Raw genomic sequence first — 12,932 nt, 5'->3', positions numbered from 1 at the left:
ATTTACTGCCTGCGACAATAAGACGGGTAGTGAATANCAAATTTGCTTGGTGACAATAGCATTGTGGTCCCACCTGAACCCATCCCGAACTCAGAAGTGAAACGCAATCGCGCCGATGGTAGTGTGGGGTCTCCCCATGTGAGAGTAGGTCATCGCCAAGCGCCTAATTAAACAATGAAGCCAGCTGCATAAGCTGGCTTTTTTGTTTTTCTGTTTCATCAACTTATTTTCAATTCCTCACTTTATCGTCTCGTTAGCTAGCGGTTCTTTCAACCGATTAGCGTATTTAGTCTAAAATAACTCCACTTATGTTAAGTCTTTTTGCTTAGTAACGGGTTTCCCGTTAGCATACGAGGCGTCCATCTTTTTATTAAAGACATTTAGCTACCCATGCTTCGTAAACTCTCGCTCGCAGTATTGATACCTGTCTGCATGCTGGCACTTTATTTAGTGTTGGTTACGGCTGAGTATTTCTATGAGAGCGAGCTGGTACGTAATGAACTGGCCGATCGCCAGGTGAGCCAGATAAAGCAGCAACTTTTACGTATGCAAACGATAGTGCAGTCGGCGCAAGCGTTACAAGATGTTGAACGTATCGAGCAGGAAGTCTCTCTGGCAACTTTAGATATGAATGTCATGGTTTATATCTTGCTGGATGCGAATAGCCGCATTCGCTTTGCTAATCATACTGTTTGGCGTGATAGCAATGCCATTGAAGTGATTGATGGTTACGATGTGGTTCGGCATCATGCCGTGGTGCAATCTGGACAGGCGAGTATTTCAATAAATCCAAACCGATTATCGATTCAGGCCTATTATCCCGTCGATGCTCAATATCCTGGAGCGACCGAGCTTATCTATCTTGAGTCTGATCTCGCGCCGTTAGTGGCTAAAGCTTCAACCGAATTACAACAACGATTTATGCGCGTCTGGGGGCTCGGCGCGCTGCTATTAATCGGTTTTACCTTTGTTTTATATTACCTCTTGATCCGTCCTTTCAAAATGTTAAGCGAATCGGCAAAGCATGTGGGCACTCCCGAGTTTTCGACCCAAGTGCCTTGGAGTGCCTCCGAGGTCTTGTCTCTACAAACGACACTGCAGCGGGTTCATGAACATCTTGGGCGTGCAGTTAAGCAGCTCAATGATAGTGAACAGCGCTGGTTATTTGCGGTTGAAGGTTCGCGTAACGGTATTTGGGATTGGGATTTGCGTACTGACGAAGTGTTCCTTTCTGATCGTTGGAAGGAAATGATTGGCTATCAGCCCGATGAGCTTGAAGGTGCATTCCAAACATGGGAAACGCGTTTGCATCCCGATGATAAGCAAGCCGTGTTGGACTGTTTGCAAGAGTATGTCAGTGGCAAGACAAAAGAATTTGAGAGTGTGCATCGTTTACTGCATCGCGATGGCCATTATGTCTGGGTATTTGACCGTGGCATGTTGGTCGATTGGGACCAACTTGGCCGGCCGACTCGAATGATCGGCATTCATGTTGATGTCTCTGAGAGTGAGCGAAACCATGCTGCGATTGCCGAATTAGTGAAGCAATCTGTGGCAGGGCCGAAGATGCTCCCTGAAATCTTTATGGCGCAGTTATCCCAATACCTTAATCAACGAACCAGTGCGGGACAATGGGGGGCTTTGTTATTACTCAATGTCGAAACCCTTGGGGCGAACGACACTCTCACACCCCATGAGCTTGAGCGATTGTTGTCACAATTAAGTGCAAGGCTCTCGAGTTATTTTGCTGAAAATATTGTGATTGCTCATATCGAATTGGGCCGATTCGCCTTGTTAGCTAAGGAGTTGGCTGCTGATGCGAATATGGCTGGACGTCGAGCCTTGGCGTTGGCAACTGAGCTTAAACAAATCGCCACTCGTCCCTTCCATTATGGTGAACACGATTTTCGTTTAAATGTGAATATTGGGATTTGCTTATTAGATTCTGTGGATACGCTTGCGCCAGAACTCGCCGTGCGACGTGCAGAGCTCGCGATGCAGCATGCTAAGTCTAGTGAACACGCAAGTTGTGCTTTCTATCACCCAGATTTAGAACGCTCGCAGGATTCTGAATCCTCTTTATTGAACAGATTAGAGCGAGCGATAGCCGAAAATCAGTTGTCGTTAATGTTCCAGCCTGTGGTGGATATGCAAGGCAAGATAGTGTCGGCTGAGGTGTTATCCCGATGGTATTTAGCGGATGGGGAAGTTGTCCCGGTCGCTAAATTTATTGATTTAGCCGAGCGCCATGGTTTGATTGCATCGCTCGATTTAAATGTCGCTACGCGCGTTTGCCAGTTGATTAAGCAATTGAAACAGCAGGGTATTAACCTGCCACGTTTAACTCTGAATATTAGTACCTTATCTTTCTGCAAAGCTGAGTTTGTCGAGCAATTGGTGGCGTTAGTGAATGCCCATCAGCTCAGTGAACAACAATTGGGGATTGAGCTCAATGAGAGTGCATTATTAACGGCTGAAGCCTTTATTCAGCCGAGGATCAGTCTGCTCGCAGAAGCTGGGGTGGCAATAACTCTAGATAACTTTGGTGCAGGAAAGGGCGCCTTGAGTTGCTTGCGTCATTATCCTTTGAATGAGGTGAAGCTCGATTTACATTGTGCCGCTAATTTAATTAATGATGCGAGCTGGAGCCAAGCGCTGATTCAGTCGGTACAAGCCTTTAACTTGCCTATCGTTGCTAAAGGTGTCGAATCATCAGAGCAACAGCAGTTATTTAGCCGCTTAGGTTGTACCCATTTCCAAGGCTACAATATTGCCCGCGCTTTAAGCGTTAATGACTTTAAACAGCTTGTTTGTCCACGTCCCTTGTTGCGTAGCGTTTAAAAAAGTCGAGTGCGTAATTAAGCGCTTGATTACGGTAGCTATCTTTCTCCATAAAAATCTCATGGGCAGCCCCTGCAATCACTTTTAATTGGCAATTTGAGCTGACCGCCAGATTTTGTGCGGCATTGTCGACAATCTTATCCTCACTGGCTTGCAGGATCAGAATGGGCGTACGGATATGTGCCGTGGCCAAGACACAGGCATCGGCCGCATCTAAGGATTCAGTCAACCAGCGGTTAGTGGGTGAGCCTAACTGCAACTTTGGCGCCGCATCGTACAACTCTCGGTAGGCTTGATAACGACTCTGGCAATGGGTGAGATCATTTCCCTTAAAGGGAGCCGCCTTATAGTTTTGCCCGCTGAGGACGTAGTTAGGCTCTCCGCCGTTGAGACTGGTATCGAGCTTACTCGCAAGCCAACGGACAAATCCTTTGGGCATAGGTAACTTAATACCATACATGGGGGCTGAGAATGCCGCCGCGGTAAACACATCCGGATGTTGTTTGAGATACAAGGTACCGATGGCGCCGCCCATGGAATGTCCGAGCAAGAACAGTGGCGAAGTGGCATGTTTGAGTACAACGGTTTGCATAAATAGTGCAAAGTCGTCGATATAGTCATTAAACCGCCGCACGTGGCCTTGATGGGGGTTGGCCGTCATGCGGCTCGATAACCCTTGGCCGCGGTGATCGATGGCAAACACCGAATAGCCTTGCTGATACAGGTCAAATACCAATTCTTGATACTTTAAGTAGGATTCAACCCGGCCGCTGCTGATGACTATGCTGGCATGGGCCTTGGGATGCTTGACCATCATATAGGCCAAGGTTAATCCATCGGGCGTTTTGAGTGTGTCTTGGACAACGGTTTGCCAAAAGGCTTGCTGTTCAGAAGTATTTAAATCGTGTTCCGTTGAAAAAGCTACCTTGGAAAACTCTTCCCTTGGAAAGTTTAGGGGCGTTTGGCTCATACTCTGTCGCACATCTCGGGCAAAAAGGTTTGCTAGAGTGTATCAGAGAACTGGGGCGGGCAGGAAAGGGAGCAGGAAAATACCCGCTCCCTTGGATGAGCTTAAATCGCGGCTTTTTGCGTTTCGATAAAGTCGTTTATCTGCTGCTCCAGCACCGACATAGGCACAGAACCATTCTCTAATACGGCGTCGTGGAAGGCACGAATATCAAATTTATCGCCTAAGGCTTGCTCGGCTTTCGCGCGCAGGCGTTTAATGGTGAGCTCACCAATTTTGTAGGAGAGCGCTTGCCCTGGCCAAGTAATGTAACGATCAATCTCAGTAGTCACATTATGGAGCGACAACGCCGTGTTGCTCGCCATAAACTCGATGGCTTGCTCTCGACTCCAGCCTTGGGCGTGCATCCCCGTATCGACAACGAGGCGAGCTGCGCGCCACATCTCGTAAGTGAGACGTCCAAAGTTACTGTAAGGATCTTGATAGAATCCCGCTTCTAAGCCTAAGTATTCGCTATACAACCCCCAACCTTCACCAAAGGCCGAAATATAGCTGTAGCGACGAAAATCAGGCAATGAGCTCAGTTCGGAGTTAAGTGAAATCTGCAGATGATGCCCTGGCACCGCTTCGTGCAGCGTGAGTGCTTCGAGTTCATAGAGCGGGCGCTTATCTAAGGCGTAGGTATTAACCCAATAGTAACCCGGCTCGTCATCACGATTAGAGCCTGAATAACGGCCTGAGGTGTATTTGGGGGCGATTTCGGCCGGCACTGGAGCGATACCATAGGGTTTGCGTGGCAATTTACCAAAATATTTTGGCAACATGGCATCGGCTTTTTTGGCAATAAAGGCCGCTTCTTTCAGGAGCTGATCCGCACTGGTGGTGTAAAACTGGGGATCGGTTCTTAAGAAATGTAAAAAGTCGGCAAAGCTGCCTTTAAAGCCTACAGACTTAATGACTTGCTCCATTTCCTGGCGGATACGCTTTACTTCTTTTAAACCGAGTTCGTGCACTTCGGCCGAGGTCATATTTAAGGTCGTGTAGTAGCGAACGCGGTTCTCATAGAAGGCATCACCATCGGGTAAGCTGTTGGCGGCAATATTTTCCCGGGTGTTGGGCATATACTCCTGAGTCATAAAATCATAAAAAGCCTGATAGGTCGGGAGCACATTCTGTTCGACTGATGCTCGGCCTTCTTGGGTGAGCTGCGCTTTTTGTGCCTCGGTAAAGTGGCTGGGGTACTGAGTAAAAGGCTTGAAATAACTGCTTTTCTCTACCGGTAAGATATAAGCACTAATGCTGTTTTCAAATCCCTTGAGCGTTGCTCGAGGCGGTGTAATGCCTTCCTTTAAGCCTTGTTTTAACCAATGGGTTTGCTGGGCAAAATAGGTCGGTAGTGCCTTAAGCTTGCCTAGGTAGTTTTGGTAATCCTCTAGGGTGTTGAAGCGTCCTTGTGCAATCGAAGATATATAGGCGTGGAAGCCACTCTCTGCGGTGATTGGCAGGTAGTAGTCCTTGTATTTATACAGGTCTACCTCGTTTTGGATCTGATCTTCGAGGATTTGGGCGTTGATTTTATCCTCTTTACTCAGCTTGCTGCGATCCAGTGCTTTCAATTGGGTGAGAATGGCAATTTGCCCTTGATTGAGCTTGGCTAAGGCTTCTGGGGATAGGTCTTGCAGTTTACCCGCAGCACTCTTATCCCCCATTCCATAGGCCATCTCAGGGCTGGCACTGAGTTGGAGTTGCCAACTTTGATCCACAATCGCTTGCAGTGCGGGTGCCATAGTCTTGGCCGTGGACTGTGCAACAGCCACGGTTGTCTGTGTGGTTGGAGCTGACGGGGGCTGAGCCGCGCTACAGGCACTCAGGGCGCAAAGCAGTAAGCTTGGGGTAAAGAGTTTATGCATGATTTATCTCGGATATTTTCGTTGTTATTGAAGTCATTATGCCTGAGGTTTACCACAGATTCTTGTACGCATATTAAGCAGAATTGTGACTGAATGTGAATTTAAATCCCGCCCTTAGCTAAGTGCCACCCAAGAATGCGTGTTAAACTTAGTATCCGCCCTAGACCAAATAACAAAAGCATTGGCTGGGTAGTTCACATAGGGGTTAATTATGATCAATACATCCATTCCATTGGTGGATTTGCATCGTCACTTAGATGGTAACGTGCGAGTGAACACCATTTGGGAACTCGGACATCAACACGGCATTGCTTTGCCTGCCGATTCTTTAGAGACTCTCGCGCCATTTGTACAAATTCAGGGGAAAGAAACCAGCTTAGTCGCCTTCTTGAAGAAGCTTGACTGGATGGTGGCCGTTCTCGCTGATTTAGATGCGGTAAAACGTGTCGCCTATGAAAACGTGGCGGATGCGGCGTTATCTGGCCTTGATTATGCGGAGCTGCGTTTTAGTCCATATTACATGGCGATGAACCATAAGCTACCGATTGAAGGTGTGGTTGAAGCGGTTATCGATGGGGTAAAAGCCGGTCTGAAAGATTACCAAGTTAAAATCAATCTTATCGGGATTATGTCGCGCTCTTTTGGCCAAGCCGCTTGTACTCAGGAGCTTGAAGGCCTGCTCGCCCATAAACAACATTTAGTCGCGATGGATTTAGCCGGCGATGAGCTTGGCTTCCCTGGCGAATTGTTTAACGAGCACTTTAAGCGAGTGCGAGACGCGGGCTTAGCCATTACCGCCCATGCGGGGGAAGCGGCGGGTTCACAAAGTATGTGGCAAGCGATTCAGGAGCTGGGCGCGACACGTATCGGCCATGGTGTGAATGCGATTCACGATCCTAAGCTGATGGAATATCTCGCTAAACACCGTATCGGTATCGAATCTTGCCCAACCAGCAACCTGCACACATCGACTGTGTCTTCCTATGCTGAACATCCCTTCAGAACCTTTATGGATGCGGGTGTGTTGATAAGCCTTAACACCGATGATCCGGGGGTGAGTGCGATTGATATTAAGCATGAATACCGCATTGCCAAGTCTGAACTAGGTCTAAGCGATGCAGAGCTGGCTCAGGTGCAACGCAACGGGGTGGAAATGGCGTTTTTATCCGAGAGTGAGCGCAAGGCGCTGTATGCGGCGAAAGCTTAAGTAAGCTGCTTTATTTCCCAATAAAAAAATCCGACATTTGAGTCGGATTTTTTTATTGGAGATGCGCCAGTGTTAGATCACACGGGAGAACTGTTGTTGACGTGCTTTTTGACGGTAGTAAAGGTCGAAGCACATACAGATATTGCGGATCAACAGACGGCCTGTGGGACTGATGGTGATCTTTCTGTCGGTGACGTCGACTAATTTATCATCGATAAAGGTTTGCAGCAGTTTTAAGTCTTCGGCGAAGTATTCCTCAAACTTAATACCTAGTTTGTCATCCATTTTCGCCATATCTAAATCGAAGTGGCAGATGAGTTGTTTGATTACGACGCGGCGGATTTCGTCGTCACGGTTCAGGCTACAACCTTTCCACAGCGCATGGCCATCTTTATCGATTGCTTCGTAGTAAGGGCGAATGTCCTTCTGGTTTTGCGCATAACAATCGCCAATTTGACTGATTGAAGACACGCCAAGGCCAAGCAAGTCGCATTCTTCTTGGGTGGTATAACCCTGGAAGTTGCGGTGCAGTTTGCCTTCGCGTTGTAACTTAGCCAGCTCATCGTCAGGCTTCGCGAAGTGGTCCATACCAATGTATTGATAACCCGCGCCAGTTAAAGTCTCGATAGTTTGATGCAACATCTCAAGCTTTTGTTTTGGCGAAGGTAAATGTTCATCTTTAATCTTACGCTGCGCGGCAAAACGTGCGGGTAAGTGGGCATAGTTGAACACAGAGAGGCGATCGGGCGACAGGTCTAACACGCGCTGCATGGTGGTGGCGAATGTTTCGGGTGTCTGATGTGGCAGACCGTAAATTAAGTCGATATTGGTTGAGACAAATCCCATGGCCTTGGCTTTGGCCATTAAATCGAAAATAAATTGCTCGTCCTGCTCACGGTTAACCGCGACTTGTACTTCTTTATTGAAGTCCTGCACCCCGATAGAAATGCGGTTAAAGCCCGCTTCTTTTAAGGTATCGAGCATTGAAAGCTCAATTTCACGCGGGTCAACTTCGATAGAGAACTCACCTTCAGCGGCAAAGTTAAAGTTAGCCTTGATCAAGTCAGTTAACTTCAGAATTTGCTCAGGATTTAAGAAGGTTGGCGTGCCGCCGCCCCAGTGCATTTGGGTGACAGTGTAGTGCTTAAACAGCGGAGCGCGCTTAATAATTTCGTGGCTCAAATACTCGATATATTGATCGGCCTTGTGGGCGTGGCGAGTGATAACTTTATTACAGCCACAGTAGTAGCAAAGTTTGGCGCAGAAGGGGATGTGAATATACAGCGACAGTTTGTCACTCTTACTGTTTTCAATCGCCGTTAACAGGTTTTGTTCAGTGAATGAATCATCGAACTCCAGCGCCGTTGGGTAAGAGGTGTAACGGGGACCGCTGTAGTTATATTTTTCGATCATCGACTGATCCCAGCTTATCTGAGTGGGCTGCTTCAAGGCGTGTCCTCCGAGGGTAAATTAGCAACAAGCGAAGTATGCAAGGTTCTTAGTCAAATAACCTTGATCTAGGTTGTAAAAATGATGTCTGTCCTTTTAGAAGTTACGCAATATCTATGAAAAAGGAGCCAATGTCTGTTGTTTTTTGGAGGTTTTGTGCACAGGCTCACGGGAAGCCGTACTCTGTGTGGGAAAAGAAATGCGGGAGAGATTGGGCCTCAAAGCCTAGGTTTGACCTTGAGGCTAATGTGGTCAGCTTAATGCGGGGCTTTTAACTGATAACTGGAGAGCTTTTTGGCATCGGCGGTAATGCCTTCGGCCAGTTCTGCTTCAGATTTCATGCGGACAAAATCGAGCTTCATCCGCTCTTGCTTCGGCAGGGCTTGGCGAGCTTCCATAATCGGGTGATCTTTAATCAGCTCAAAGTGTTGGAAGAATGCTGGGAACTCAGGCGCAACCCGCTCGCTTAAGGATAAAATTTCAAATAAACGGCCAATTCTCACCACGCCTTCAGAGATTTCGCAGCGGTCGTCAATCATGGCGGTGGCGATATAACGAATATCTTCCAGTACTTGGGCGCGCTTCGCGTTTGCCGCCGCTTCACGTTCGGCAGTGAGCGCCTGTTGGCGTTGTTTCTGTTGCTTGAGTTTGAGGAGTAAGAAGGTGGCGTAGCTACTGAGGGTAACAATGATGATAAAACCAAGCAGGATAAGAGTGGTAGACACGTAAACTCCTTGTTTAGACAGCATAAAAACAAAGACATCGCGCTTTGTTTTTATGCACTCTCTAAGATTTAAAACTTATCTTGATAATCTTTTAGCAGTTCGGCACCAGATTCAAAGCGATCAAACAGGTCATCATCTGAATCGACTTTTGATTTTTTCGCAGGCGCTTCATCTTCTAGCTCATCGCTGATACCCAATTTAATCATCAGGGCTTCAATCTTATTCAGCTGCTGATCTAACCATTGTTGGTCGTCATTACTTAAGTTACGGCCTTCTTCCAGCATATCGAGCAACTGGTTCAGTCTTGGATCTTCTTCCAACTTCAGCAGCTTTTGCTCGTCGGTTAACTTGGGTTGCTTAACCTTTGGTGTGGCAGGCTTTTCTGTTGCAGTTGGTAAAGCCAATGCCACAGGCTTTTTGCTGCCATGGCGAGGATCTTTGCTCTGAGCTGCCTTTTTCTGTGGTGCTTGAGCATTGATAAGCGCTTCATTATGACGACTGCCAGACTTATTGCCCTTTTCGGCGCGCTTGCCTGTGACTTCTGCACGGTCCTGCTTTTTCACTCTTGGCTGTAATTTAGGGCTATTCTCGCCGCCCTTGCGTGTTTTCTTGCTACGAGACATGATTTTCTCAATTGTTTACAACGTGTGGCCTAGCCGATACGGGATCGACTCGGTACTAAATTCGGTCGGCTGTTATACCAGATTATGATGTTTTTTGCATCAAAACGAGGTCTTTCGCGGCAAATAATAGTTCAAAATCACTATTACTCGCCAGGTATTCAAAGGTTTGTCTTTGGTAAAAACTCACGTGAGTGAGATTGTTTTTATAATGCCATTTAGCAAAGCCTTCTAAATCAATTAATAAGGGTGTGCTAATCGCTAACCAGCCGCCCGATTTGAGTAAACGGGTCAGTAGACTCCATTCTCTGCTGGGATGCTGAAAATGCTCAAAAACTCGGTAGCAGCAAATAAAATCATACTCTTGCTTGAGTGTTTCGTGGTCTGGCGCGAAAAAAGGATCATACTGCTTGAAAGTGTGTCCCGCCGATTCAATGGTCGCCAAACTGGTTTGATCTAACACGCGTCCAAAATTTAACCCCGTAAGACTCCCTTTTTGCTGCAATTGTATTTGTTCTAGTAACGGCAAAATAAATTGCGATAGTTGGCGCTGTTTGGCGGCAATCCGTGAACGGCCATAACGTTGTTTTTCTGCCGCGGGAGGAAGATGGCTATTTGCGTCAGCAAAGGTGAGCCCGCATGTCTGGCAAACATAAAAACACCGTTTCTTGTCCTGAAGGAGCAACAGTGTTTGCGTGCTATGACAAAGGGGACATCTGCGCATTGAGTCAACTAGAAAAGTATTAAGGTCTTGATTGTAACAATTATATTGCGGAAGTGCACTTTCTGGTCGGAGGGTTTGTTAGTGGATCATCACAAAGAAAAACAAAGAAAAAAAGCGGCAGTTAGACTGCCGCCTTACAAACGGTGCATTTTGCACCCTATTCTGATTCCAAGTATCCTTACTTGCTATGCGACTTTCCCGGTCGGTATCCTTCTTTTTTTTACTGCTTTCCCTGCATCATTTTAGTTATCGGTCTTCCAGACACTTAATTAGTTTCTGTCGCCATCCAGACCACAGTTTCCGTAGATGGTCTCAAGACACATCTTTATTACAGCGTCATCAATGACGTAAAGTTAACCATCCATGTTGCTTAAAGTACCTTCCAGTGATAACAAGCTTCCAGCCAGTGCATCCAAAGCTATTAGCTTCCTTTGCTACAGTTTGATTCATTCAAACTGTGTCCTGATGGGGCAAGTTACCCTGAGTGTAAGGCGATTTGCTTATCGCAAATTGGCGTTATCGGCCATCCCTTACAAAAATGTACTGACCTGGATTTCAAAGCGAAATCACTGCTCTTGTTATTATTAGAGAGTGGTCTTAGTTATATTGTTGTTATTGAGAGTCTTTATTCTTATATCTTAAATGTTAATTATACCGAAATCTGCAAGTTATTATTAATTTATTTGTACAAACAGATGGGTTTATCTCGGTACGGGGCTTATTAAACCCAAATCTGTGATCTATGTCAAGCATGAATCTTTTTCAGTTTACGTTAACGTAAACTTTGTGACGTTAAAAAAGGGTGACTATGCACCCTTTTCATCGCGAAGTCTTACTTCAGACTCGCTAAATACTTAGATAATGCATCGATATCGCTGTCGCTTAACTTTTTCGCGACATCTTGCATCATGCCATTGAGGTCATTGTGACGACCTGCATCACGGAACTTAGTCAGTTGGATCTTGATATAGTTAGCGTGTTGACCAGCTAATGCGGGGAAACCTGCTGATTCAGCACCTTTACCATCTGGACCGTGACATGCCATACATGCAGTGATGCCGCGTGACACATCACCACCTTTGTAAAGTTTTGCACCTAGCTCAGGAACATCTTTCACCTCAGCAACTTGGATTGCTTGAGTAGAGAAATATGCAGTAATGTCGAGAATATCTTGATCACTAAGAGGCATTGCCATACCACTCATGATAGGATCCATACGACCATCTTTACCGCCAGATTGCGCCGCACTACGGAAATCATGTAGTTGCTTTTGGAGGTATGTGGCGTGTTGGCCCGCAAGCTTAGGGTACATATCGATCATACTGTTACCGTCCATGCCGTGACATGCAGAACAAACGATAACTTTAGTTTTTCCCGCTTCAGCATTACCTTCAGCAATCGCAGGTGAAGATATGGCGGCAACTACAACAGACAGCGCAAGAGCTAACTTTTTCATGGCGTTCCAACTTCTGGTTAAGATTATTATCCTGAGCTTACTAGGGTGACCCGCAAGCGTGGTAAAATATGTTTAATGTGATCGGGGTAATATTTTACACGAAAACGTGGAAAAGTAAGCAATTCTTCATAAATTATGGTATTGCGCAGTAAATATATTGGAGTAAATAGTGACTGAATCTCATATAGATTTTCGCAGGGCGAAGTTTTTAATCAGTGCACCTGACATTGCACATTTGGATCAATATCTGCCCGGCGACGTTGGTGTTGAGATTGCTTTTGCTGGTCGCTCCAATGCCGGAAAATCGAGTGCACTCAATGCATTAACTGAGCAGAAAAACTTAGCGCGTACCAGTAAAACGCCAGGTCGAACTCAGCTAATAAACGTATTTGAACTCGATGCACAGCGCCGATTAGTCGATTTACCGGGTTATGGTTTTGCCCAAGTGCCTTTGGCGATGAAATTAAAGTGGCAACAGTCCCTCGGCGAATATTTGCAGAAGCGTGCGTGCTTAAGTGGCGTTGTGGTATTGATGGATATTCGTCATCCGTTGAAAGATCTGGATATGCAGATGATTGAATGGGCGGTTGCGAGTGAAATTCCAGTACTCGCATTACTGACTAAGTCCGATAAATTGGCGCAAAGTGCGAAGATGAAAACCGTAAACGAAGTGCGTAAAGCGCTGGTTGAGTTTGGTGATTGGGTACAGGTTGAACCTTTTTCTGCGCTCAAGGGCACGGGCAAACCTAAAGTGCTGAGTATCTTAAATGAATGGTGTCATCCGCAATGGTTGGCCGATGAGTTAGAAGACCAAGACGACGCCGAGTAAGCCTTTTGCTTTATGGTCGGATGCCTTGAGTGCATTCGGCCATCTTCCCCTGCGATATCCCGTTATATTTCCTTATAAAACAATCGATTTCACCACGCAAATTTTGGGCAAAAAAATAGCCGATAACATTAGTCACCGGCCAAAATTTTAGCTCTTTTGGGGAGAAGCTAAATTCAACAAGACTCAAGCACCATCAAATTACCT

10 protein-coding genes and 1 rRNA gene are annotated in these 12,932 nt (G+C 46.3%); 4 read left to right on the top strand and 7 right to left on the bottom strand.

Annotation, left to right across the window (positions count from 1 at the left end):
- Window positions 1-45 precede the first annotated feature (45 nt).
- A 5S ribosomal RNA gene (gene rrf / locus EYR25_RS17665) occupies window positions 46-161 on the top strand.
- Window positions 162-390: 229 nt separating this feature from the next.
- Window positions 391-2,841, top strand: coding sequence for an EAL domain-containing protein (locus EYR25_RS17660; protein ID WP_133181864.1), 2,451 nt, complete (start codon window positions 391-393; stop codon window positions 2,839-2,841).
- Here the strand turns inward: EYR25_RS17660 and EYR25_RS17655 are convergent.
- Window positions 2,798-3,811: an alpha/beta fold hydrolase gene (locus EYR25_RS17655; RefSeq protein ID WP_088212751.1), complete on the bottom strand. Its 1,014-nt coding sequence runs from the start codon at window positions 3,809-3,811 to the stop codon at window positions 2,798-2,800. The two genes, EYR25_RS17660 and EYR25_RS17655, sit on opposite strands and share 44 nt — an antisense overlap.
- A gap of 101 nt (window positions 3,812-3,912) precedes the next feature.
- Complete coding sequence (locus EYR25_RS17650; RefSeq protein ID WP_133181862.1) at window positions 3,913-5,718, bottom strand: DUF885 domain-containing protein; 1,806 nt, start codon at window positions 5,716-5,718, stop codon at window positions 3,913-3,915.
- A gap of 211 nt (window positions 5,719-5,929) precedes the next feature.
- Between EYR25_RS17650 and add the strand changes: the two genes are divergently transcribed.
- On the top strand, window positions 5,930-6,925 hold the full coding sequence (gene add / locus EYR25_RS17645; protein ID WP_011718822.1) for an adenosine deaminase: 996 nt from the start codon (window positions 5,930-5,932) through the stop codon (window positions 6,923-6,925).
- A 72-nt stretch (window positions 6,926-6,997) separates the two neighbouring features.
- Here the strand turns inward: add and hemN are convergent, their stop codons facing one another.
- The 5 genes from hemN to EYR25_RS17615 all read right to left on the bottom strand — a co-directional run bounded on the left by hemN (window position 6,998) and on the right by EYR25_RS17615 (window position 11,899).
- Window positions 6,998-8,374 (bottom strand): oxygen-independent coproporphyrinogen III oxidase, encoded by a 1,377-nt coding sequence (gene hemN, locus EYR25_RS17640; RefSeq protein ID WP_133181860.1) that lies wholly within the window; start codon window positions 8,372-8,374, stop codon window positions 6,998-7,000.
- 257 nt (window positions 8,375-8,631) lie between these two features.
- Entirely contained in the window at window positions 8,632-9,099 is a 468-nt protein-coding gene (locus tag EYR25_RS17635; RefSeq protein WP_133181858.1) for a DUF2489 domain-containing protein, read from the bottom strand.
- Window positions 9,100-9,167: 68 nt separating this feature from the next.
- Window positions 9,168-9,722: a Der GTPase-activating protein YihI gene (gene yihI / locus EYR25_RS17630; RefSeq protein WP_133181856.1), complete on the bottom strand. Its 555-nt coding sequence runs from the start codon at window positions 9,720-9,722 to the stop codon at window positions 9,168-9,170.
- An 82-nt stretch (window positions 9,723-9,804) separates the two neighbouring features.
- On the bottom strand, window positions 9,805-10,443 hold the full coding sequence (locus EYR25_RS17625; protein ID WP_133181854.1) for a class I SAM-dependent methyltransferase: 639 nt from the start codon (window positions 10,441-10,443) through the stop codon (window positions 9,805-9,807).
- Window positions 10,444-11,275: 832 nt separating this feature from the next.
- Window positions 11,276-11,899: a c-type cytochrome gene (locus EYR25_RS17615; RefSeq protein ID WP_133181849.1), complete on the bottom strand. Its 624-nt coding sequence runs from the start codon at window positions 11,897-11,899 to the stop codon at window positions 11,276-11,278.
- 169 nt (window positions 11,900-12,068) lie between these two features.
- Here EYR25_RS17615 and yihA point away from each other — a divergent pair, with 169 nt between their 5' ends.
- A complete protein-coding gene (gene yihA / locus EYR25_RS17610) occupies window positions 12,069-12,728 on the top strand; it encodes a ribosome biogenesis GTP-binding protein YihA/YsxC (protein ID WP_133181847.1) in 660 nt (219 codons plus the stop codon).
- Window positions 12,729-12,932 lie beyond the last annotated feature (204 nt).

The organism is Shewanella decolorationis, from assembly GCF_004354305.1.
Classification (GTDB): domain Bacteria; phylum Pseudomonadota; class Gammaproteobacteria; order Enterobacterales; family Shewanellaceae; genus Shewanella; species Shewanella decolorationis.
Note: the sequence above shows the minus strand (reverse complement) of the source record. Positions and strands in the feature narration are given on the sequence as shown.